This is a genomic window from Streptomyces sp. NPDC050988 (genome assembly GCF_044456225.1).
Taxonomy (GTDB): Bacteria; Actinomycetota; Actinomycetes; order Streptomycetales; family Streptomycetaceae; genus Streptomyces.
In genome coordinates this window covers 223,111-245,974 of record NZ_JBITFQ010000006.1, presented here as the reverse complement: position 1 = coordinate 245,974, position 22,864 = coordinate 223,111, and the positions used below count along the sequence as shown (strand labels likewise).

13 protein-coding genes are annotated in these 22,864 nt (G+C 72.0%); 4 read left to right on the top strand and 9 right to left on the bottom strand.

Annotated features, from left to right (window positions below; genetic code table 11):
* Nucleotides 1-62 precede the first annotated feature (62 nt).
* From ACIBEI_RS16870 to ACIBEI_RS16855, 4 genes are all read right to left on the bottom strand, one after another.
* Nucleotides 63-4,859, bottom strand: a complete 4,797-nt coding sequence (locus tag ACIBEI_RS16870; protein ID WP_398889360.1) for an SAV_2336 N-terminal domain-related protein — start codon at nucleotides 4,857-4,859, stop codon at nucleotides 63-65.
* Entirely contained in the window at nucleotides 4,849-5,883 is a 1,035-nt protein-coding gene (locus ACIBEI_RS16865; RefSeq protein WP_398889358.1) for an AAA family ATPase, read from the bottom strand. Before ACIBEI_RS16865 ends, ACIBEI_RS16870 begins: the two co-directional genes overlap by 11 nt.
* A 118-nt stretch (nucleotides 5,884-6,001) precedes the next feature.
* On the bottom strand, nucleotides 6,002-7,846 hold the full coding sequence (locus tag ACIBEI_RS16860) for a trypsin-like peptidase domain-containing protein (protein WP_398889356.1): 1,845 nt from the start codon (nucleotides 7,844-7,846) through the stop codon (nucleotides 6,002-6,004).
* A complete protein-coding gene (locus tag ACIBEI_RS16855; protein WP_398889354.1) occupies nucleotides 7,843-8,262 on the bottom strand; it encodes a CU044_2847 family protein in 420 nt (139 codons plus the stop codon). The genes ACIBEI_RS16860 and ACIBEI_RS16855 overlap by 4 nt, the downstream gene beginning before the upstream one ends.
* 266 nt (nucleotides 8,263-8,528) lie before the next feature.
* Here ACIBEI_RS16855 and ACIBEI_RS16850 point away from each other — a divergent pair, with 266 nt between their 5' ends.
* A complete protein-coding gene (locus tag ACIBEI_RS16850) occupies nucleotides 8,529-12,194 on the top strand; it encodes a S8 family serine peptidase (protein ID WP_398889352.1) in 3,666 nt (1,221 codons plus the stop codon).
* Between the two features lie 83 nt (nucleotides 12,195-12,277).
* On the opposite strand, the gene ACIBEI_RS16845 is transcribed toward ACIBEI_RS16850, so the two are convergent.
* The 3 genes from ACIBEI_RS16845 to ACIBEI_RS16835 form a co-directional block, all read right to left on the bottom strand.
* A complete protein-coding gene (locus ACIBEI_RS16845; RefSeq protein ID WP_398889350.1) occupies nucleotides 12,278-13,678 on the bottom strand; it encodes a carboxyl transferase domain-containing protein in 1,401 nt (466 codons plus the stop codon).
* Nucleotides 13,671-15,221 (bottom strand): acyl-CoA synthetase, encoded by a 1,551-nt coding sequence (locus ACIBEI_RS16840; RefSeq protein ID WP_398889348.1) that lies wholly within the window; start codon nucleotides 15,219-15,221, stop codon nucleotides 13,671-13,673. Before ACIBEI_RS16840 ends, ACIBEI_RS16845 begins: the two co-directional genes overlap by 8 nt.
* A gap of 100 nt (nucleotides 15,222-15,321) precedes the next feature.
* Nucleotides 15,322-16,719, bottom strand: a complete 1,398-nt coding sequence (locus ACIBEI_RS16835; protein ID WP_398889346.1) for an SLC13 family permease — start codon at nucleotides 16,717-16,719, stop codon at nucleotides 15,322-15,324.
* A 255-nt stretch (nucleotides 16,720-16,974) separates the two neighbouring features.
* Between ACIBEI_RS16835 and ACIBEI_RS16830 the strand changes: the two genes are divergently transcribed.
* A complete protein-coding gene (locus tag ACIBEI_RS16830; protein ID WP_398889344.1) occupies nucleotides 16,975-17,697 on the top strand; it encodes a FadR/GntR family transcriptional regulator in 723 nt (240 codons plus the stop codon).
* Nucleotides 17,698-17,789: 92 nt separating this feature from the next.
* Entirely contained in the window at nucleotides 17,790-18,566 is a 777-nt protein-coding gene (locus ACIBEI_RS16825) for a Type 1 glutamine amidotransferase-like domain-containing protein (RefSeq protein WP_398889342.1), read from the top strand.
* Between the two features lie 90 nt (nucleotides 18,567-18,656).
* On the opposite strand, the gene ACIBEI_RS16820 is transcribed toward ACIBEI_RS16825, so the two are convergent.
* On the bottom strand, nucleotides 18,657-19,277 hold the full coding sequence (locus ACIBEI_RS16820; protein WP_398889340.1) for a TetR/AcrR family transcriptional regulator: 621 nt from the start codon (nucleotides 19,275-19,277) through the stop codon (nucleotides 18,657-18,659).
* Nucleotides 19,278-19,344: 67 nt separating this feature from the next.
* Between ACIBEI_RS16820 and ACIBEI_RS16815 the strand changes: the two genes are divergently transcribed.
* On the top strand, nucleotides 19,345-21,666 hold the full coding sequence (locus tag ACIBEI_RS16815; protein WP_398889338.1) for a 2Fe-2S iron-sulfur cluster-binding protein: 2,322 nt from the start codon (nucleotides 19,345-19,347) through the stop codon (nucleotides 21,664-21,666).
* A gap of 40 nt (nucleotides 21,667-21,706) precedes the next feature.
* Here ACIBEI_RS16815 and ACIBEI_RS16810 read toward each other — a convergent pair whose 3' ends face one another.
* Entirely contained in the window at nucleotides 21,707-22,828 is a 1,122-nt protein-coding gene (locus ACIBEI_RS16810; protein ID WP_398889336.1) for a MerR family transcriptional regulator, read from the bottom strand.
* Nucleotides 22,829-22,864: the final 36 nt, after the last annotated feature.

Below are 22,864 nucleotides of genomic sequence, written 5' to 3'. Positions count from 1 at the left end.
GGGTGCCGCTGGATGGGTGGTCTTGCGGGGCGGTCTTGTGGGGCGGTCTTGTGGGGTGGGCCTCAGGTGTTGGGGAGTGCCTGGAGCAGGGGCGCCCATGAGGCCGTGGTCAGCTCGCAGCCCGCGCGGAGCAGGCGCTGCCTGTGCGGCTCGGAGCGGGTGTAGCCGAGGAAGCGGAGGCCGATGGCGTTCGCGGCGGTCAGCTCGGCGACCGACGAGCCGACCAGTACGGCGTCCGACGGGGTCGCGCCGAGCTGGCCCAGGGCCCGCAGGAGGCAGTCGGGGTCCGGCATCAGCCGGGTCAGCTCCTCGGCGCGGCCGTGCACTCCGCCGTTCACCAGGCCGGTCAGCCGTCCGTGGGCCTGCAGATACATCCAGACGGCGCTCGGCGCGTTGTCCGCGACGACGGCCACGCGCCGGCCGAGGGCGTTGAGCGTCGTGATCAGCGAGTCGGAGAACGGGGTAGCCGTGGCGGTCTGGACGGCCCGCTCCTCGATGCGGTTGAGCCGGCGGCGCAGATCGGCTCCCAGGGGGTGCTCGGCGAACGCCCGCAACAGGTCGAGCGGGTTCGACCGCCCCTCCAGGGGCGACACGGGCGCGCCCCCCGGCGACAGCGGCTCGCCGCTCAGCGCGGCATCGGGGTGGCGCAGCTCGGCGAGGAGCGCGGCGAGTTCCCGGGTGGCCTGCTCCTCCTTGGCCCGGGTGTAGAGGCGTACGAGGGGGCCGTCGAAGCCGATGAGTACGTGGGGGACGTCGACCAGGAAGGGGGCGGCGGCGTCCGGGGGCGCGGCGAACGACTCGGTCGCCGGCGGGAGGAACGGCGGCTCCTCCTCCGGCTTCAGCCGCACCGAGCACGTCACCGAGAGCCCGGGGACCGGCCAGCTGTGCAGTCCGCTGTGCAGCGCGCCCCGCGTGGGCACACGGTGGACCGGATGACGACGGGTGACGCGTCCGGCCTCTTTGATGACATGGCCGAGGAGACGTTCGGACACGTTGCCGGTGTCACCGCCCACGAACGCCACCGGGTTGTCGACGTGCCAGGCCAGCTCCACGGACGCGGTGAAGGTTCCGCCGCGGGAGCTGGGCAGCGAAAGCCGGTGGACGGACTGCTGGGGGGTGAGGTCGACCTCGTAGTACGTGATCGGGGGCCCCGAGGCCGGTGTGTCGCCGAGCCGGTCGGGGTCGAGGAGCGTCAGGGCGCCGCCGGAGGGCCGGATGACGACGGCGGTGCGGCCGGGCTCCGGCAGGGGGATCCACCTGGGAGGGCGGGTGACGAACGGGCCGCGGACGAGGTCGCGTCGCTCGGCCTCGGGATCCGGGACGAGCTCCGGAAGGTTCAGGGGGCAGTACCAGGCGAGGACCGGACCGGGCCGACCGTCGGCCCGCTCCGGGCGCAACGGCCGGAAGAGGGTGGGGTCGAAAGTGAGGTCGACAGGGAGATCGCTGTCCGTGAGTGCCTCGTACAGGACGGAGGAGAGGACGACCGCGATGTCCGACTGCTCCGGCGCTGGCAGGGAATCCGGTGTGGGGGGCTGCGCGCTGTGCCAGAACGTCAGCCGGACCCTGGGCGGGTCGTCCGCCGCCAGGAGTATGCCCGGGAGGTCGCGCAGGGCCGCGTTCAGCACGGACAGTACGGACCGCACGGACCGTACGGGCGACTCGGCCGTGGTGAGGACGACGTGGCCGTTGTCGGCGGGGCGCATGTCGTAGTCGTCGGAAGTCAGGCCGCTGAGCGAGAGCAGCCAGGCCAGGGAGTGGGCGAGCCTGTTGTGAGCCGCCTGCCGGTCCTCCGGGTCCGCGCACTCCATCGTGATCGTCGGCCGACCGGCGCCGGCGACGCGGCCCAGGTTCCTGAGGGCGAGGACGTGCAGTCGGCGGAAGTCCTCGTGCTGGGGGTGCGCGCGGAGCAGGTCGTCCAGGTCGGTGGCCGCCCGCTCGAAGTGGCCCAGTTCCAGGTCGAGTTCGGCCCGGGTGGCGTAGAGCTGGAGGCGCAGGGCGCGCAGGCGGGTGCGGGTCGCCTCGGCGGCGGGGCCGGGGACGCCGTCCAGGGGTTCGCCGTACCAGAGGTCGAGGGCGCGTTGGACGGTTTCACGGGCCGTCGTCGGGTCGCCGTCCTCGCGACGGGACTTCGCGTCGGCGACCAGCTCTTCGCAGCGGTTCACGTCGACGCTGTGGTGCGGTGCGTAGAGGGCGTAGCCGCCCGCGGTGGTGGTGAGAATGCCGGGACCCAGGATCTTCCGCAGCCCCGAGGAGTAGGTGGACAGTCCTCCGGCGCGTCCTGGGGAGTGCCGCCCCCACAATCCCTCGGTCAGTTCGACATGTGTCACCGAACTGCCGTGGCGCAGGAGCAGCATGGACAGCACGGCCTGTTCCTCGGGGGAATGGCTGGGGAGGACGTCGTCGCCCCGCTCGATCCGCACCGGGCCGAGCAGGCGGTAGCGGTACCGGTCGGCGGTGAAAGCGGCTGCGCTCGCGCCGAAGGACGGGTCCATGAGGAACTCGACCGCGCGACGCCGGCCGTCCGGGTCCGGAGACAGCAGAAGACGGACAGCTCCGTCGAGCCGGGACCTGAACGCCCGCTCGAACTCCCGGAGTTCCTCCGGCGCCTTCTCCGCACCCAGGTCCTCCAGCAGATGCCCGAGGGCCTCCAGGTCCCGCGACTCGTCGTTCCCCCGGTCCTGCACCGGCTCGAAGTGCGTGATTTTCACGGTGCCGTCCGGCGACATCAACAGGCTCTGCGGTGTGAGACGGCCGTGTGCGACACCCTGTTCGTGCAGGGCCCCCAGCCCCAGCGCGATCTGCCGCACCACGGACACGTACGTCGTGAAGGGCAGTGGTGGGCTCTCGGCGAGCGTGGTCCCGTCCACGAATTCCGTGACCAGGTACGCGATGCCGTCCTCGACACCGAAGTCGTGGACGTCCATCACGTTGGCATTCCGGACGCCGGCGAGAACGCGCGCGGTGTTCAGGAAATGCTCATGCCGCTCCGGCCGGCTCGGGCGCGGGTACACGGCGACCGTCGTTCCGGACCGGATGTCCTCGGCCTCCATCACGTGCTTGCCCCGCCCAAGCCTCCGTACGAGCCGGTACCTGCCGAGCACCAACCCGGCGGCCGGCGGCTTCGGCAGGGCTCCGCCCATCCTCCGTACGCTCTCCTCCCGTACCGACGCGAACGGCTCGCCGCCCGCCGTGATGTCGCCGGGGCCCGGCACGGCGACGCGGAACTCGCCGGCCGCCACTCCCGCCCGCGCGTCGATCAACGCGCCCACCCGTCCGAGGAGTTCGGAGGTGCGGCCGAGTGCCGTACGGGGGAGCGTGCGGCGCAGCAGTTCGCGTACGCCGGGGCGGAAGGCGTACGAACCGGCCGTGCCCGGGACCGCGATCAGGGCGCCGCTGAGGATCACCTCGGCGAGATGCTGCGGCTGGGGGTTCCTGTCGATCGCCGCGTGGACCAGGCGCATGACGGGCAACTCGGGGCGTCCGACGGCGATATGACCGGCCAGCCGGAAGGCCTCGGGGGAGGCGAGGGAACGGAAGCGGAGCAGCAGCTCCTCCGGGGAGAGCTGTTCGACGTCGCCGCGGCCCCATTCGTCGACCGGCGCGGGCGGCGGGGCGGTCCCCAACAGGCCGACCGCACCCGGCAGTCGGCCCCCGCCCGCCACGAGCGCCGACCAGTTCGCCAGCCAGGGAGCCGAGGCCTCCAGGACGGGGAGGGGCAGCACGTCCCGGGGGAGGTCCTCCATGGCGTACGAGTCCACGTCGTACGTCGAGTTGGGCGCCGCGGGCCCCGGCGCGGCGGTCCGGGCGGTCGTGGCGGGCAATGCTGTGGTGCGCCACAGGCGTTCCGGGAGCGGCTGGACCACGGCGACCGGCATCCTGGCGGACCAGCGGCGCAGCGTGGCGTACCAGCGGCCGCCCGCCGGGCCGTCCCGCCACTGGGGGCCCATGCAGTCGCTGATCAGCAGGGTGACCGTACGCCCGTCCGCGTACGCCTCCTGCGAGCCGGGGCGGCGTACCGTGCCGTCGGTCTCCAGCCGGTGCAGCTCCACCGTGCGGAAGATGCCCGACTGGGCGAGGGCCGCGTGCAGTTCGCGGACGAGCGGGCGCCAGACGGGCATCGTCGGGCCGGTGTCGTGCACGAGGTGGAGTGTCAGCCAGCGCTCGGTCGCGGGGCGCAGGACCGGCAGCCACCACTGGGGGGCTGCTCCGAGCCGCGCGATCCGATGGGCGGTGGCCGGCTCGTCCAGTTCCTGTCCGAACGGGGCGGGGACGCTCCGCTTCAGGGGGCGGAGGGCGCGTTGGAGTTTCAGGGGGTGGGGGAGCATGGGTGGCGCGGGCGCCAGGAGTGAGGTGTGTGAGGTGTTGGTGGTCGGGCCGTCCGCCTGGGACGCGTCTGCCGGGGTGGGCGTGCCGGGTAGGTGCAGGGGGACCCTGCTGTTGGGGTGCTCGGGGATTTCGGGATGGTCGGGCTGCGGTTGTGTCTTGACCGCGGGTGGGTGGGGGCTTGTCGCGCAGTTCCCCGCGCCCCCAAGATCGGGGGCAGCCGAGCCGGAACCTGGGCGCGAGTCGGGGGCAGCCGAGTCGGAACCTGCGCCCGAGTCGGGGGAGCCCGAGCCAGGGGAGCCCTGGGGCGGGGTGGGTGAGTCTGTTGAAGTCGGGGCGGGGGACTCGGGAGCCCTCATGTGGCCCGCCAGCCACAGTAGTTCGGCCAGTTCTACCGAGGTCGGGGCCGGGCCTCCGCCCGCCTCCGCCAGGACGTCGGCCAGGTGGGCGGCGCCGGTGTGAGCGCCGGGACCGGTGTCGGCGCCGGTCGTGGCGTCGGCACCGGTGCCGGAACCGGCGTCGGCCTCAGAAGGCATCCGAATCGTCCCCCGTACGGCTCAGATACGGCATCAGCTGCTCCGCCAGGTCGTCGCGCGACGACGCGTCGATGCCCGCCGTGCCCGTGAGGTAGATGGCGTTGAGGAGTTGGTCCGTGGCCAGCTCGCCGTCCGTGCCCCGGGACAGGAAGCGGTCGATCAACTCCCGTGCGTGCGCGTCGGGTTCACCCAGGTGGGCACGGACGATGCTCTCCAGGTGGGCGGCACGGGGCTGGTGGAGTTCGAGGCGGACACAGCGGCGGAGGAACGCGGGCGGGAACTCGCGTTCGCCGTTGCTGGTCAGGACCACGAAGGGAAAGGCGCGGCAGCGGACACGGCCGCGCGAGACCTCCACCCGCTCGTCCGTGCCGTCGACCATGACCTCGGCGGAGGGCGTGTGCCGGGCGGCGCGGACCAGCTCAGGGATCTCGTACTGGCCTTCCTCCAGGATGTTGAGGAGGTCGTTCGGCAGGTCCAGGTCGCACTTGTCGATCTCGTCGATCAGCAGGGCGCGCGGACGGCCGTACGGAAGCAGTGCCGTGCCGAGCGGGCCCAGGCGCAGATGGTCCTGGAGCCCGCCGTCGGTGGGGAGTTCATCGTCCGGCGGGATCTCGCGTGCGGCGGCGCGTCCGGCCGCGTACAGGCGGGAGAGCGGATCGTACTGATAGAGGCCGTCGTGGAGCGTGGCGCGGCTGGTGATGTTCCAGCGCAGGACGGGGCCGAGGCGCAACTCCCTCGCCACCGCGTACGCGAGGCTCGACTTGCCGCTGCCGGGCGGGCCCGTCACGAGGAGCGGGCGGCGCAAGTACAGGGCGGCGTTGACGAGTTGGACCGCCCGGTCCGTGGCGCGATAGGTACGGGCGCGGTGCCGACGGTCCGGGGAGGTCGCCGAGGTGTCGTCGCCCTCGGCGGGAGTCTCCAGCTCCGGGCCGCCGTCGAAGGCACGCCAGGGTGGTGGCGCGGGCAGCTCGGCGATGCCGTCGTGCGGTTCGCTCGTACCCGTGTAGACGGGCCACAGGGACATGGTCTCTCCGAACGTGTTCCGTGTTCCGTTGTGCGTTCCGTGCTTCAGTCGACGGCTTCGGGCCGCCGTTCATCAACCGATTTCCAGTGGCCTCCTCAACGGCCCTCCAACGGCCCTCTCAGCCAACGGGGTTGTGCGCGTAGCCGACGGGGTCGGGGAGGCAGTCGGGGTCCTCCCACAGCAGGGCCAGGTCGTGTGCCCAGTGCGGTTCCGCGGTGTCGGAGGCGTACGCCGTCTCGCGCAACTCATGGACGTACTGCGGGAGTTCGTGAGCCGGCAGGTCCGCCAGGTGTTCGGCGAGGCGGTTCAGGAACTCCGAGCCCGGGCAGTCCGCGGGCCGCCCGCACCGGTGCTCGCCCCGGCAGCCGGAGCGCGGCCACAGCATCACCGGCACCGCCGCGTTCAGGCTCGCCTGGAACAGCCGTCTGACGCCGTCGGCGCGGGGCGGCGTACCGAAGCCCACCATGTCGGCGTCGCGGCGCAGGTCGATGGTCAGTTTCACCTGGTCCTGGCCGACGGCCCAGCAGTCGATGCGGTGCAGCCGGGCCGCGGGCCGTGCGTCCAGGGTCCGCCACTTCTGTCTCAGCTTGTGCTGCAGTCCGCCGCTGCGCCGTCGCTCCAGGTCCATCACGACGAGCGGGGCGAAGGAGCCGAGCGGGCTGTCGTCGTCGGCGCTGCGCTTCCAGCGCGCCACGTCCGCGTTGAGCCAGCGGCGCGGCAGCACGAAGGCGATCAACTCCCGGGCTCCCGGCTCCAGTTCGTGGAACGCCTCGTCGATGCGCTGCAGCGCGTACGGGCGCACGCGGTCCACCGGGAGGCGGCGGGAGCCGACCACTCGGCGGTGCCGGTCGTTGTACGCGGACACCTCGACCAGGAAGTCCCGGTTGCCGGAGCCGCTGGGGGCGACCTCCACGAGGATCGGCGACCAGGTGTGCGCCGTGGAACTTGGGCGGGGGGCCGTGGCTGCGTGGGCGTGGGCGTGGGCGTGGGCCGGGGTGCGGTGGGCCTGTGGGTGCGGCCAGCTTCGTAGTGCGGCGCGGAGTCGGGTGTCTTCCACGAAGTCGGCGAGGCGGGATGCGAAGCGGGGGGTGGCGGACGGGTCCGGTACTTCTGAGAGGAGGTACCAGGCCGCGGACCATAGGGAGCCGAAGCCGTGTGGGGGGAGTGGGGGGCCCAGGGGGCCGACCGCGTCGAGGTACAGCCGTTCGGGGCTGTACTCCGGAGTGCGGGGGGATGGGTTGTGCGTTTGCTGCGGGTGCGTGGGGGCTGGGCGCGCAGTTCCCCGCGCCCCTGTCGGGGCGGCCCCCTCCGCTGATTCCAGCAGGCGGCGCAGGCGTTCCTTCTGGGGCTGGTCGTAGTCCGGGGTGGGGATCAGGTCGCCCAGGCGGGGCCAGTAGCGGGCCATGATCTGGGTGGGGAGCATACGGCCGTTGCGGATCTCGGGGCTGCGGGCGGCGGCGGAGACCATGCCCACGACGCGGCCCGTGTCCGCGAGGGTCACCGCGGCGCCGCTGAAGCCGGGAGCCAGCGGCTGGCCGTGCGCGGCCCACGCTTCCAGCTGGACCCACTCGCCGGCGATCAACTGGTCGGCGGTGGCCCGGTATTCGGCGAGCGTGCCCTCGTCGTACCGCTTCGGGAAGCCGTACGCGAGGAGCCTGCGCGGAGGATCCCCGTACGCCTCGGACGGTGTCGCGAACTCCGCCGGCTTCAACGACACCGGGCGGTCCAGTTCGAGTACGGCCAGGTCGCCCGGGTCGGTGTCACGGCCGTCCCAGCCGCCGTGCGCGATCACCCGGGCGGGCACCTCTCCCTCGCCGCAGTGTGCGAAGGACACGGCGACCGGCGCCGTCTCGCTGAGCGCGACGACATGGGCGCAGGTCAGGACGTGCTGCTCGGTGACCAGGAAGCCGGCACCGGTGTCGCGTCCGCAGCTGATTCTCGCGTGCCAGGAAGCGCTGCTCATGAGACCGGGGTGGCCTCGGGGGAGCCGGAGCCGGAGCCGGGGCCGGGCTCGGGGGAGCCGTCGGGCCCACCGGGCGCGTCCGACCCGCCTGACCCGCCTGAACCACCGGGCGCCCAGGAGAGCTTGACGACGAGATGGCCCTCTACCGCGCTCTTGGCGATCAACGCGCCCGCCTCCGCGGTCAGTTTGACCCCGAACTCGATCTCCACGGTGTCGGGCTTCAGCGAGCCGTCCCGGAAGACGCGGAGTGCCGACTCGGCGGCCGCCCGCACCCCTTCGAGTGAGCCCTCGAACGTACGGGCCGCCTGGACCGTGCCGTCCGCGCGCGCGACCAGCCGGGAGCCGGACTCGTCCTCGACGCCTTCGACGACGATCACGGCACCGTCGTCGGTCTTGAACTCCACTAAACCGTCCATGGTGTGACAGAACCCCCGTTGCCCGTGACTGCTGACCTACCCATTGTCACGGACGGTGCTTGGCGCTGTCGCGGTTTCCACAGGTCGTTCACCGGCTCTCTGGCGGAAAACCGCCAGGGCAGCTTTCCGCCAAGTCCGGTCGGCACCGCCGCAACACCGGCCCCCCGAGACTCTTCGCAGCACCCGGGCACCACCCCGGTCCGAGAAGAACCACGCGAAGAATCCAAGAAGAGATCCGAGAAGAGATCCGAGAAGAAGAGGTACGGATGACCAGAGGATCCGCGAGACGTGGGGCGGCGCTCGCGTCGGCCGGGCTCGTGCTCGCGCTGCTGCCCATGGGCGGGGCCGAGGCACAGGACGCCGAGGTGCGGGACACCGGAGCCCAGGCCCGTACCCGCGCCGCCTCCGCCGCCCGCACCGTCACCCTCGTCACCGGTGACAAGGTGACCGTCACCGACCTCGGCGGCGGCCGGAGGACGGTCACCGTCGAACGGCCGCGGGGTGCCACCGGAGCCGTCCGTACGCAGACGGCGAACGGCGCCGTCACCGTCGTACCGGACGAGGCGCTGCCCTATCTGCGGGCGGGCACCCTCGACCAACGGCTGTTCGACGTCGACGAGTTGATACGGCAGGGCCTCACGGACCGGCAGACCGGCGAGCTGCCGCTGATCGTCACGTACGAGAAGGGCGCGCGCGTGGCGACTCCGCGCGGGGCCGAGAAGACGCGTGGGCTGCCCAGTGTCCACGGGGCGGCGGTTGACGCCGACAAGGGGCGGACGTTCTGGCGGGCGCTGACCCGGCAGGACGGGATCGACAAGGTCTGGCTCGACGGGCGGGTCCGCGCCGACATGGCCGAAAGCAATGCCCAGATCGGTACGCCGGAGGCGTGGGAGGCGGGGCTGACCGGCAAGGGCGTCACGGTCGCCGTGCTGGACACGGGGGTGGACGTCGGCCATCCCGACCTCGACGGGCGGGTCTCCGCTACCCGGAGTTTCATCGAGGGCGAGGAGGTCGCCGACCGCAACGGCCATGGCACGCACGTCACTTCGACCGTCGGCGGCAGCGGCGCCGCGTCCGACGGCAAGGAGAAGGGCGTCGCGCCCGGCGCCACGCTCGCGGTCGGGAAGGTCCTCAGCGACCAGGGCTCGGGCAGCGAGTCGCAGATCATCGCGGGCATGGAGTGGGCAGCGCGGGACGTCGGCGCCGAGGTCGTCTCGATGAGCCTCGGCTCGACCGAGCCCAGCGACGGCACCGACCCCATGGCCCAGGCCGTCGAGACCCTCTCGAAGGAGACCGGCGCCCTCTTCGTCGTCGCCGCGGGCAACACCGGCGCCCCCTCGTCCATCGGCTCGCCCGGCGCCGCCGACTCCGCGCTGACCGTCGGCGCGGTCGACTCGGCAGACGAGGCCGCGTACTTCACCAGCGCGGGCCCGCGGTACGGCGACAACGCGCTGAAGCCCGACCTGTCCGCCCCGGGCGTCGACATCCTCGCCGCCCGCTCCCGTCTCGCACCCGGCAGCGGCGACTACACCGCGATGAGCGGTACGTCGATGGCGACACCGCATGTCGCGGGCGTCGCCGCACTCCTCGCCGAGCGGCACCCCGACTGGACCGGCGCGCAGCTGAAGAACGCGCTGATGTCGACGTCGAAGCAACTCGACGCTTCCGCCTATGTGTTGGGCGCCGGGAGAGTGAGCGTGCCGGAGGCCGTGAAGGCCGACGTCACCGCCACTGGAAGCGCCGATCTGGGCTACTACCAGTGGCCCTACGAGTCGAACGAGCCGGTCACCAGGACCGTCACCTACACCAACTCCTCCGACACGGCAGTCGAGTTGAGCCTCGCCGTGCGGGGAGCGCCCGACGGGGTCGCGACACTCGCCGACTCCACGCTGACCGTGCCCGCGCACGGGACGGCCTCCACGACCGTGACCGGGGACGGCGGCAAGGCCCCGGTGGGCAACACCAGTGGGCAGATCGTGGCCTCGGCGGGGGACGGCACGACCGTCGCACACACGGCCTTCGGCCTGGTCAAGGAGGAGGAGCGGTACACGCTCACCGTGCACGTCAAGGACCGTGCCGGGGACGCGACCGCCGCCGACCTTGTCGTGCAGCGGCTCGCCGAGGGCGTCGACCCGTTCCCGGCCCCGGTCGGTGACTCCGGCATGGTGGAACTGAGGCTGAAGCCCGGCACGTACAGCCTGAGCACCTTCCTCGGCGTGCGCGGCAGCCGTGGCGCCGACTCGCTCGGGCTCGGCTTCCTCGCCGCCCCAGAGATCGACCTCGACCGGGACCGCGAAATCACCTTGGACGCACGGAAGTTGAGGGAGGTCGCGGCCCGTGTCGACCGGCGGACCGAGACCCGGCAGCTGCTCATGGAGTACGACCGCGCGGCGAACGGATCGGACCTGTTCGGGGCCGTCCAGGTGCCGGTCAAGTACGACAGCGTCTTCGCGGCACCCACGGCGAAGGTGACGAAGGGCAGCTTCGAGTACCGGACCGTGTGGCGGCTCGGGAAGCCGATGCTGGAGGTCAAGGGGGTCGGGGAGGCCGTCGTCCAGCCCGGGAGCACGCTCGTCGAGGGGCGCCGCAAGCTGCCGCTCGTCGATGTCGGCACCGGTGACTACGGTGGAAAGGACGTACGCGGCAAGGCAGTTCTCGTTCGGATGCGGGAGGGGGCGGAGCCCGCCGAGATCGCGCAGGCCGCCCAGGACGCGGGTGCCGAGGCCCTGTTCGTCACGGACGACGTGCCCGGACGGCTCAACGCCTGGTTCGGCACCGACGACAACGCCGACCGGCCGCTCCAGATCGCCACGGTCAACGCGGCGGACGCGGCCCGTCTGCGTGCGGCCCGGAAGGCCGAGACGAACGGGACGCGCAACACGCCCTACACGTACGACCTTTCGGAAGGGCATCGCGGGAGCATCCCGTCACGCGACCTGACCTACGAGCCCTCGCGCGGTCAACTCGCCGTGCTGGACACCAGGTTCCATGCCGTGAAGCCCGTGTCCGGCAGCGAGTTCCGGTACTCGCTCACCGACGAGTCCTTCCCCATCGGCATCGGCTTCCAGGAGCGGATCGACTTCCCGGCCGAGCGCACCGAGTACGTGTCCACCGGGCCAGGCCAGCTGTGGCACGAGTCCGTCAACGTCGGCGCCGGGGACCTGGAGGAGCGCAGCGGGCTCGTCCGCTACCGCGGGGGCACGCATCCGGACCTCGACTGGTTCCGGCCCGTCTGGCAGCCGTGGCTCGGCTCCGGACTCGGCTGGGGGCAGCAACGGGCGGGCGGGCAGCTGCAGTTCAACACCCCGGGCTGGGGCGACTCCGGGCCCGACCACACGGGCTTCGGCAACGTGTGGAGCGACGAGACCGGCATGACCCAGTTCACCGAGGTGTACCTCGACGGGGAACTGGTCGACCGGCGGATGAGCTCCGGCGTCTACGTCTGGGACGCCCCCGCGGACGAGCACACGTACAAGGTCGTCACGGACACGACGCTGGACGCGGACCGCTGGAAGCTGTCGACCAAGGGCCACTCGGAGTGGACGTTCAGGTCGGCGGCCACACCCGAGGACCGCTGGACCGTACTGCCGCTGCTCAACCTCGGCTTCGACGTCGACACGGACCTCGCGGGGAACGTGCGGGGCGGGAGCCGGCTGCCGGTGGGGATCCACTCCTCGTACGTGGCGGGCGCGACCGGCACCGGCGCCACGGGGACCATCGGCGGCGGCAAGCTCGAAGTCTCCTACGACGACGGGAAGTCCTGGCGGACGGTACGGCTGTCCGAAGCCGACTCCGGTTCGGCTGGGGCCGCCTGGAAGGGGACGGTCACCGTGCCGCGCGGCGCGGAGTACGTGTCGCTGCGGGCCTCGGCGAGTGACGACCGGGGTGGCTCGGTGACGCAGGAGATCGTCCGGGCGGTGGGCGTGCGGTAGCAGGGCACGGACCGTACGGGCGCGGACGGCGCCGCCTCCCCCTGGGGTCGGGAGGCGGCGCCTTCGTTCCTGGAACGGGCGTGCTATGGCTGGGACTTCAGTGGTTCCACGATGCCGCGTACCACACCGAGGTCCACCAAGTCCTGTGGGCGGATGCGGAGTTGGTCCGCGGTGGCGCGTACCTGTTCCGGTGGTCGTTTGAGGATCGCCGCCGCCAGCTCGGGGGCGATGACGGAGAAGTAACTGTCCGGCGTGGCCCAGGTGTTGTCCGGAGCGGCGAGGGCCAGCGCGCCGCCCGAACCGCCCTCGCCGATCAGCAGTGTGGTGACGGGAGTTCCGGCGGCGGCCACGGCTCCGAACACGTCCGCGATCGCCGCACCCGCGCCCTGCCGCTCCGCCTCCGCGTCGTTGGCGGCACCCGGAGTGTCCACCAACGTCAGTACGGGGATACGGAGTCGGTCCGCGAGCCGGATCAGCCGGGCGGCGGTGCGGTAGCCGGCGGGACGGGTGGCGGCGCCGGTCTGGGCCGCGTAGGCCACGGTACGGCCGCCGTCCTTCAGTACGCCGAACCCGCAGAGCATCCCGTCGTCCGTGCCGCCGCAACGGTCACCGCTGATCTCCGCCCGACGGTCGAGGTGTGCGTCCAAGTAGGCGGTGGCGCGTGGGCGTTGCGGGGAACGGGCGTTGCCCACCGCCTCCCAGCCGGTGGCTGGCAGGTCGGTGTCGGCCAGGGCGGGCGGGAGCGGGACCGGCTCGGCCGACGGGCGGCTCAACAGGTGCAGCCACAGCCCCAGCAGCTCGGGCAACTCCGCCGGTGGCACCACCGCGTCGACCGCTCCCGCCGCCAACTGCGCCTCCGCCGTGTACGCCGCCGGGTCGGCGTCGGGCGGACGTACGCGTGAGCCCCCGAAGCCCACCTGGGCGCCCGGGAGGGCGAGGACGACATCGGCGCCCGCGCCCAGGGTGGCCCAGCCGCCTCCGGTCGTGGGGTCGCGCAGGACCGCGATCTGCGGCAGCCCGGCCGCGCGGGTGAGCGTGGACTGCCGTGCCACGCGCTGGAGTTGGACCAGCGCGCGCATGCCCTCCTGCATACGGCTGCCGCCCGTGGCGACGAGGGAGACGACCGGGAGCCGGTGCTCGCGCGCGTACGCGTAGGCCGCCTCAAGCCGGTCACCCGTCCGTTCGCCCAGCGATCCGCCGAGGAAGCCGAACTCGAAGGAGATGAGTACGGCTGCTGTCCCGCCGATCGTCGCCGTACCGCAGACGACCGACTCCTCCTCGCCTGTGCGGGCGGCGGCGCGGGCGCGCGAGGCCTCGTAACCCTGCCAGGACAGGGGCCCGTCCGGCCCGAATTCCCGGGTGGGGTCTGCGGGGTCTGCGGGGTTTACGTGGACGGGGCCTGTGGGCCCGGGCAGTTCGGTGAACCCGGACGTGACCAGGGCGATCGCCTCTCGGGCCGTGTAGCGCGGGACGCCCTCAGCCATGGGTCAGCGCACGCTTCATGATCTTGCCCATGTCGTTGCGGGGCAGGGCGTCGAGGTGGTGGACGACGCGGGGCCGCTTGTGGGGCGCGAGGCGGCTGGCCACATGGTTCGCCAACTCGTCGATGGTGGGCGGTGATTGGGGATCCGCGGGCACGATCCACGCCACGATCCGCTCACCCAGGTCGGCGTCCGGTTCACCGGTGACCGCGGCCTCCCGCACACCGGGATGTTCGAGCAGCGCGTTCTCGATCTCGCCCGCCCCGATCTTGTAACCGCCACTCTTGATCAGGTCGGTGGCCTTCCGGCCGACGATGCGTACGTAGCCGTCGGGGTCGCGCACCGCCATGTCACCGGTGCGGAACCAGCCGTCCTCGGTGAAGGCCGCCGCGGTCGCCTCGGGGCGGTTCAGATACTCGGTGAAGAGGTTCGGCCCGCGGACCTGGATCTCGCCGACCGTCTCCCCGTCGTACGCCTCCACGGCAGTCGTCCCGTCCTCCTCCGTCAGCCGCAGTTCGACGCCCGGCAGCGGGACACCGACCGTGCCCGCGCGCGGCTCACCGTCGGCGCGGACGCTGGTGTTCATCAGGGTCTCCGTCATCCCGTACCGCTCGATGACCCGGCGCCCGGTCGCCTCCGCGATCCGCTCGTGGTCGTGCACGGGCAGGGCCGCCGACCCCGACACGAGCAGCCGCGCCCTGGCCAGGGCCTTCGCGAGCGCGGGGTCGTCGGGCAGGGTCTCCGCGATCCGGTGGTACATCGTCGGCACCCCGAACAGCATGGTGGCGCCCTCGCTCAACTCCCTTGTCACGCCCGCCGTTTCGAAGCGACCCAGATGTCGTACGGATCCGCCGCGGCGCAGCGGGCCGAGGACGCCCAGGATCAGGCCGTGCACGTGGAAGAGGGGGAGTCCGTGCACGAGGACGTCGTCACCGGTCCACTGCCAGGCGTCCGCGAGGGCGTCGAGGGTGGTGGCGATGGCCCGGCGGGGGATGACGGCGCCCTTCGGGGGGCCGGTGGTGCCGGAGGTGTAGACGATGAGGGCGGGGGTTTCGGGGGTGAGGCCGGGGGACCCGATGCCGACGGCGGGTGCGGCGGGTGCGGCGAAAGCGCCGGTGGCGGGGGACGCCGCCCCCTTGCCGCGTACGTCGATGTGCGGGTCTGCGTCGACGTCGACGCGCTCCAACGCGTCGAGTGCGGGCGGGAGTTGGGTGCCCGGTGCCGCGAGCACCAGTGTCGGGGCGCTGTCCGAGACGATGTGCCCCAGTTCGCTCTCGCCCGACTTCGGGTTGAGCGGTACGGCGGGGATGCCGGCCAGCAGCGCGGCGACCACGGCGACGGCGGTCTCCAGGGTGGGGGTGGCCCAGACGGCGATCCGGCCCGCCTCCCCGACCCGGGCGGCGAGCGGGGAGGCGGTGGCCACGAGTTCGCCGTAGGACAGGGAGCGGTCGCCGAAGCGCAGGGCGGGCCGGTGCGCGCCGGGGCCGTCCGGGTCCGCCTGGGCCTCGGTCAGGGCCGGGAAGAGATCCGGGGAGAGAGGGGGCACGCGTCGTACTCCTTAGTCGTTCGTCGAAGGTCGCCCGTAGGAAACCGCCGTAGGAAGCCGCCGTCGAAAGCCGCTGTCCACACGGTTGGCGCGGCCGGTGTCATCCCCAGCCGGGGACCACCAGCGCGAGCCACACCACGGCGGGGACCACGGCCACCACGATCCCTCCGTACATCATCAACTGCCGGAAGAAACGCTCCCGGTCGACGCCCGGTGCCGCCGCGAGCACCAACGCTCCGTTCGTCGAGAACGGGCTCACGTCCACCACCGTCGCCGACACCGCGAGCGCCGCCACCATGCCGACCGCCCCGATCTCGCCCTGCGCCAGGAACGGCACGGCCAGCGGGATCAGCGCCCCCATGATGCCGACGGACGAGGCGAACGCGGAGACCAGCGCGCCGATGTAGCAGAGGAGCACGGCGGACAGCAGCGGGACGCCGATGTCGCTGACGCCCTCTCCGGCCCAGTCGATCGTGCCCATTTCGTCCAGGACGCCGACGTACGTCAGAACACCGCAGATCAGCAGGACCGTCGGCCAGGCGATCTGGGTGACGGCGTTGCGGCTGTCCTCCGGCCAGCAGGTGCTGAGCAGGACGGCGAGGGTGATCGAGGTGAGGCCGGCGTCGAGATCGAAGGCGAGCACGGCGACGACCAGGGCGACGAGAGCGGCGAGGGTGGCCATACGGGCGGGGTTGAGCCGCGTGGTGTCGTCCTCGGGCTGCGCTGAAGGGCTCTCTTCACGGTCTGCTGCAGGGCCCTCGGGCGCGCTCTTCGCGTCGGCGCCCGCGCCGGCCGACGATGAGACCGGTACCGCCGACAACGACGCCGAGGAGGACGAAGAGGACGAAGAGGACGACGCCGAGACCGGGGCAGTCTCCGCGACCCTGCCGTCGTTCCGCAGCTTCAGCCCGCCGAACAGGACGAACACCACCGCCGCGATCACGAGGTTGACGACGAGCGAGGCGAGGAACAGCGCGATCTCGTTGCCGGGCAGCTTCTCGCGCTCGACGATGCCGTTGACGATCGTCCCGTAGATGCTGATCGGGGAGAAGCCGCCGCCCTGCGCGCCGTGCACCACCATCGCGCCCATCAGCAGCGGGCTGATGTGGTAGCGCGCGGCGAAGCTCAGCGCGATCGGCGCCACGATGGCGACGGCGGCCGGGCTGACCGCGCCGATCGCGGTGAGCGCGCCCGTCAGCACGAACATCACCCACGGGATCAGTACGACCCGCCCGCGCACGAGCCGGATCGAGGCGTGCACCAGCCAGTCGGTGGTGCCGTTGGCGCGGGCGATCGCGAACAGATAGGTGACGCCGACGAGTACGACGAAGAGGTCGCCGGGGAAACCGGCGAAGATCGTGTCGGTGTCGAAATCCGCGACGAGTTCGCCGACTCCGAAGGCGGCGGCGAACGCGAGGGCGCCCATGTTGATGGAGCGGGTGGTGGCGATCACGAACACCACGACGAGCACAAGGATCGAGATCAGTTCGGCGGACATACGGGCTCCCGTCTTTGGGTCCCTTGTCGAGCGGGTGGCGAGCGGGGTGGCTGATCGGCCGAGTGGTGATTGGCCAAGTGGCTGAACCACATTGGGTCGTGCTCGTGGAGAGCGTCAAGAGAACTGACGTAAATTGGCTCAGCCACTCATCCACTGGGCCACTTACCCACAGGGGCGCTGAGCCGGTCACCCCCGGTGTTACGCTGCGCCCACAGGGGGACGAACCACCCGCAAGAGGTGACAAGGGGGACGGGCATGACCGACGCGCTGCGCCCGATGGCGGCCAAGCCGCGCCTGTACGAGCAGGTCCTCGACCGGTTGCGCAGTTACGCGGCCGAGGGCGGTCTTGGTGCCGGCGACCGGCTCCCGCCCGAGCGTGACCTGGCTGCCCGTCTCGGCGTCAGCCGCGCCTCGGTGAAGCAGGCCATCGTGGTCCTGGAGGTGCAGGGCCTGGTGGAGGTCCGCCACGGCGGCGGGACCTACCTGGTCCGCGACACCCTCGACGCCGAACCGGTGGAGCAACTCGTGGAGCGGCGCCGCCGGTTGCCCGATGTGCTCGACGCCCGCGAGGCCCTGGAGACCAAGCTCGCCGAGCTGGCCGCCGAGCGCCGCACCGACGAGGACGTCGCCGCCATGGACTCCGCCCTCGTCCACATGCGGGACGAGATCCAGGCGGGCGGACACGGAATCGAGGGCGACCGGCTGTTCCACGCGGCGGTCACGGCCGCCGCGCACAGCGGCATCCTCGCCGAGTTCATGCGTTCCATCGCCGACCAGATCACCGAGAGCCGCCACGAGTCGCTGCGCCAGCCGAGCCGCCCCACCCGTTCGCTCACCCAGCACCGCGCGATCTTCGACGCGATCGTCGCCCGGCAGCCGGGCCGGGCGGCCGCCGCGATGCGCCGGCACGTGCAGACGGTGGCGAGGGTACGACTGCTGGACTGGGACCCGGAGGAGAACGACGAACAGGGCCTGTGACGGCGGTGGCGACGAACAGGGCTTCTGACGGCGGTGGTGACGAACAGGCGCTCTGAGGGCCGTGGTTCGGGCCGTGGTTAGGATCCGGTGCCATGACCGCGTCCAGCACCATGCCCCATGTTCCCCCTGTGAACGGGCGAGAGCCCACCATCCTCGCCACCTCCGGCGGTCACCGGGCCGGGGGCGGCCGGACCATGGTGACGTTCAACTCCCTTGTGCATCACGCGGTCGAGCTGTCGGGCGCCCACGGCCGCCGCCCCCGCGTCCTCTACGTCGGCACGGCCATAGGCGACGCGGAGCACTTCACGGCCCGTATGACCGAGGCCGCACGCGTGGCGGGCTTCGAGCTCACGCCCCTCCAGCTCTTCCCGATGCCCAACCTCGACGACGTCGAGGGCACCGTCCTCGACCAGGACGTCGTCTGGGTCATGGGCGGCTCGGTGGCGAACCTCCTCGCGGTCTGGCGGGTGCACGGCCTCGACGGCATCCTCCGCCGGGCCTGGCGCTCGGGCGTCGTCCTCAGCGGTGTCAGCGCGGGTTCGATCTGCTGGTTCCGGGGCGGCACCACGGACTCCTTCGGCCCCGAACTCCGCCCGGTCACCGACGCGTTGGGCTTCCTCCCCTACGGCAACGGCGTCCACTACGACACCGACGCGGGCCGCCGCCCCCTGGTCCACGAACTCGTCGCCAACGGCACGCTCCCCACCACCCACTGCACCGACGACGGAGTGGGTTTGGTCTACCGCGGCACCGAACTGGTCGAAGCGGTCACCGAAGTCCCCGGCAAGGGCGCGTACATCGTGACCCGCGACGGCGACACGGCCGTCGAGGAACGCGTCGAACCGCGCCGACTGCCGGATGTCTCCTAGCGTTCCGCGCCCGCCTCGCCACTGATCCCGTTCCTGGTTCCGTTCCTGGTTCCGTCCCCAGTCCCGTCTCCGACCTTGCCACTGGTCCCGCTACTGATCGCCACGAAGATAGCGGGTGACCATGGCCACCAGTTCGCTCTCGAACGACTCGACCGGGATGGTCCGCGGGCCGGCCATGAGCATGTGCGTGTTCATCTCCACTGTGGTCACGATCAGTTCGGCCGCGGTGTCGAGATCCCGCACGTGGACATCCGGGTGCCGGGCGAGGAGATCGCGCACCTGACCGACGCGCTTCTCTCCGTGCCGTTCGATCGTGTCGAGCACTTCCTGCGAGAACGACGCCTCCTCGATCATGATCCGCAGCAGCTGCGGATCGTCGCGGTGGTTGTCGATCGCGTCGCGGACCAGTGCCCGCACCGTCGCCTCCAGGCTTCCGGCGGACAGGTCGAGTTGGTCGGCCTGCGTCCATGTGCCGCGGTCGATGTGCCGCACCAGCAGCTCGGCCAGGATGGCGTCCTTGTTCGGGAAGTACTGGTACAGCGAGCCGATGGAGACGCGGGCGCGCTCGGCGATGCGGTTGGTGGTGCCGGCCGCGTAACCGTGCTCGGCGAAAACGTGAGCAGCGGCGGTGAGGATGCGGTCGCGGGTGAGCTCCGCGCGCACCTGGCGGGGCTTGCGACGTGCCTGAAGACGGCGGTCGGCCGACGTCATCCGGGGTCCTCCTCAAGGCGCGAAAAGCGAGTAGCCAAAGAGCTGAGCTATTGCTCACAATAGTGCCATGACCTGCAAAAACAAGGCCACGCCCGATGTGCGGGAGAACCTGCCGAGCGCCCTGCGCCGGCTGACGACGGTGGACGAGGTCGAGTCGACCGTCGGCCTCCCGGCGTCGGCGGTCATGCTCAAGCAGATCAGCGCCCTCGACGAGGGCTGCCGGACCGTCCTCGCCCGGTGTCCGATCGCGGCCTTCGGATACCGGGACGCCGACGGGACCAGCAGAACGACCTTCATCGGCGGCACACCGGGGTTCGTACGCGTCCACTCGCCCACGCGGATCTCGTTCTCTCTGCCCGAACCCGGCGACCCGCACGGTCCGGTCTCGTTGTTCTTCCTCCTGCCGGGCGTCGGGGAGATCCTGCGCGTCAACGGTTCGGTGGCCGCGCGGAAGGGCGCGGAGATGACCGTCGACATCGCGGAGGCGTACGTGCACTGCGCACAGGCCGTCCTCCGGTCCCGTCTGTGGCAGCCGCCGGCCCCGGCCGAGCCGTTCGCTTCTGCCGCTTCTGCCGCTTCTGCCGCCTCGGCCGCCGAGTTCGCGGGTGACGGACCCCTGCGCCGGCCCGGCGTCGCCGAGTTCCTGGCCGCGGCGCCCTTCCTCGCCCTGTCCACCTGGGACGGCTCCGGCGGGAGCGACACGAGTCCGCGCGGGGACCGGCAGGAGGTGGCGCGGATCCTGGACGGCCGCACGCTCGTCGTCCCGGACCGGAAGGGCAACAAGCGCGCCGACACGCTCCACAACCTGCTGAAGGACGACCGGCTCTCGTTCGCCGCGCTCGTCCCGGGGCGCACCGGTGTGCTGCATGTCCGCGGCCGCGGCGCGATCACCGACGATTCCGCGCTGCTGGAGACGATGGCGCTGCGCGGGATGCCCCCGCACCTGGCGCTGCTCATCGACGTCGAGCACGCCGAGGTGACCGGCAACGACGCCGTGGCGCGCTCGCGCCTGTGGACCCCCGGCGCGCACGTGGACCACGGCACGGTGCCGGATCTGATGGCGCTGGCGGGAGAACACCTCGCCGCCGGTTCGGCCGCCGCCGAGGGCGGGCCACCCGCGTTCCTGCTGAAGGCCGTCGGGGCCATCCCGGGGATGGCCCGCCTGCTGCGGCTGGTGATGAACCGTGCCTACCGTTCCGGGCTGCGGAAGGAGGGCTACGAGGACGTCGAACCCGGCGCGGGCGGGCGGCGCCGTGGCTTCTTCCCGCGCCGACGCCCTGCCGACGACGACGGAGGAACCGGGGCCGGAGCGACGGAGAGGCCGCTGCGGGAGGTGCGCATCGCCGAGGTGCGCAAGGAGACACCGAGCGCGGTCACCCTCGTACTGGAGGACCTCGTACCGGATGGTGCCGGCGCAGAGCCGCGACCTTTCGACTTCCGGCCCGGCCAGTTCTTCACGCTCGTCGCCGACATCGACGGCCGCCCGGTGCGGCGGGCCTACTCGGCCTCGTCGGCGCCCGGTTCGTCCCGGCTGGAGGTCACCGTCAAGCACGTCGAGGGCGGCCGGTTCTCCACCCACGTCCACCGGAGTCTGCGCCCCGGGGACCGCCTCGCGGTGCGCGGCCCGTCGGGGTCCTTCCACGCCGGGCCGCAACTCCCGGACGCCTCCGACACCCCGGACGCCTCCGACGCCCCGGACGAGATCGTGCTCGTCGCGGCGGGCAGCGGTGTGACGCCGATGATGAGCATGATCCGGACGCGGCTCGCCGTTCGGCCGGGCCGCGACCGGATCGCGCTGCTCTACAGCAGCCGCAGCGCGGACGAGATCATCTTCGCCGACGAACTGACCCGGCTGGCGAAGGACAATCCCGGCCGGCTGTCGGTCACCCACGTCCTGACCGGCCGGGACGGCCGGCTCGACGCGGACGGCGTACACCGTTGGGTCACCGGCCTCTCCCCGGCCCCGGGCGCCCACTACTACACCTGCGGTCCCGGGCCGCTGATGGACGCCGTCCAGGGTGTACTTGCCGGGCTCGGAGTCCCGGACGAACTGGTGCACCAGGAGCACTACACCAGCGGCGCGGCCACCCAGGCCGTGGCGGCGACGGCGCCGCAGGAGATGACCGTCGAGGAGGACGGGCGCCCCGTCGGCACGGTCGTGGTCGAGCCCGGCCAGACGCTGCTCGACGCCGGACTGGCCGCGGGGCTGCCGATGCCGTACTCCTGCACGGTCGGGAACTGCGGCGACTGCATGGTGCGGCTTCGCGGCGGAGAGGTCACGCAGAACGAGCCGAACTGCCTCACGCCACAGCAGAAGGCCGACGGGTACGTACTGACCTGCGTTGGCTGTCCACTGTCGAAGGTCACCCTCGACATCGCGGAACAGTGATCGCGGACCGGTGACCGCCGGCCGAGACCTCGTGAGGAACCTACTGGGATCCAGCGTCCACGAGGTCCGCCACCACACAACTCACGTTGTCCGGGCCGCCGGAGTCGTTCGCCGCCCTGACGAGGGCCTGGGCGGCCTCGGTCGGTGTGGAGGCCGCCGCGAGCGTGTCCCTGATGGTGGCTTCCGGTACGACGGCCGACAGCCCGTCCGAGCACAGCAGATAGCGGTCGCCGGCGAGGGCGTCGTGCAGGCGGACGTCGGGGGCAGGGGCGGGTGCGGGCCCGCCGCCCGTCAGCGCCTTCAGGAGCAGGGCGCGCTGGGGATGAGCGGTGGCCTCCTCCGGGGTCAGTCGGCCCTCGTCGAGCATCGACTGGACCATCGTGTGGTCGTGGGTGATCCGGAAGAGGCCGCCGTCACGGAGGAGATAGGCGCGGGAGTCGCCGATGTGGACCAGGGCCAGTTGGGAGCCCGTCCACACCATGGCGGTGAGGGTGGTGCCGATCTCGTTCGTCGGGCCCGCCACCTCCTGGACGGCCTGGGTGGCGCCTTGGACCGCGTCCTCCAGGAGGTTGAGGACGCTCCCGGCGGGGAGCGGCTCGTCGTCGAGGAACTTCAGGGCCTCGACGGCCGCGCTGCTCGCGGGCGCGCCCCCGGACCCGAAACCGTCGGCGACGGCCAGGACACGGGTGCCCGCGTACGCGGTGTCCTGGTTGGCGGGGCGTACGAGGCCGGTGTCGGACAGGGCGGAGTAGCGGAGTTCCAGCATGGTGGTGTCCTTACTCGGGTTGCCCGGGAAACTCGGGTCTGTTGGGTCGCTCGGGTCTCTCGGGACGGTTCGCGACAGGTGGTCGACGAGGAAGGCGGCCAGGTCACGGCGGGTCGCCGTCTCCGACTCGGTCCGCGCCCAGAACGCGCGGATCTCCCGCGCCGCTGCCGGGGGTTCCAGCGCACAGACCTCGCGGATCCCGGCCAGCGGCATGCCCAGCCGCCGCAGCCACGCCACCAGGCGTGCCTGCTCCAACTGCTCGGGCGCGTAGTAGCGGTACCCCGTCTCCGGGTCCACCCGCGCGGGACGCAGCAACTCCAGCTCGTCGTACAGCCGAAGTGCCTTCGGCGACAGCCGTGACGCCCTCGCGAACGCCCCGATCGTCAGCATCTCCATACGCGCACCCCCATGAGCAGCCGACCGGCCAGTGGG

Excerpts from the sequence above, each read along its gene's own strand:
- ACIBEI_RS16870 (WP_398889360.1), bottom strand. The coding sequence starts at position 4,859 with ATGCCTTCTGAGGCCGACGCCGGTTCCGGCACCGGTGCCGACGCCACG.
- ACIBEI_RS16865 (WP_398889358.1), bottom strand. The coding sequence starts at position 5,883 with ATGTCCCTGTGGCCCGTCTACACGGGTACGAGCGAACCGCACGACGGC.
- ACIBEI_RS16860 (WP_398889356.1), bottom strand. The coding sequence starts at position 7,846 with ATGAGCAGCGCTTCCTGGCACGCGAGAATCAGCTGCGGACGCGACACC.
- ACIBEI_RS16855 (WP_398889354.1), bottom strand. The coding sequence starts at position 8,262 with ATGGACGGTTTAGTGGAGTTCAAGACCGACGACGGTGCCGTGATCGTC.
- ACIBEI_RS16850 (WP_398889352.1), top strand. The coding sequence starts at position 8,529 with ATGACCAGAGGATCCGCGAGACGTGGGGCGGCGCTCGCGTCGGCCGGG.
- ACIBEI_RS16845 (WP_398889350.1), bottom strand. The coding sequence starts at position 13,678 with ATGGCTGAGGGCGTCCCGCGCTACACGGCCCGAGAGGCGATCGCCCTG.
- ACIBEI_RS16835 (WP_398889346.1), bottom strand. The coding sequence starts at position 16,719 with ATGTCCGCCGAACTGATCTCGATCCTTGTGCTCGTCGTGGTGTTCGTG.
- ACIBEI_RS16830 (WP_398889344.1), top strand. The coding sequence starts at position 16,975 with ATGACCGACGCGCTGCGCCCGATGGCGGCCAAGCCGCGCCTGTACGAG.
- ACIBEI_RS16825 (WP_398889342.1), top strand. The coding sequence starts at position 17,790 with ATGACCGCGTCCAGCACCATGCCCCATGTTCCCCCTGTGAACGGGCGA.
- ACIBEI_RS16820 (WP_398889340.1), bottom strand. The coding sequence starts at position 19,277 with ATGACGTCGGCCGACCGCCGTCTTCAGGCACGTCGCAAGCCCCGCCAG.
- ACIBEI_RS16815 (WP_398889338.1), top strand. The coding sequence starts at position 19,345 with ATGACCTGCAAAAACAAGGCCACGCCCGATGTGCGGGAGAACCTGCCG.
- ACIBEI_RS16810 (WP_398889336.1), bottom strand. The coding sequence starts at position 22,828 with ATGGAGATGCTGACGATCGGGGCGTTCGCGAGGGCGTCACGGCTGTCG.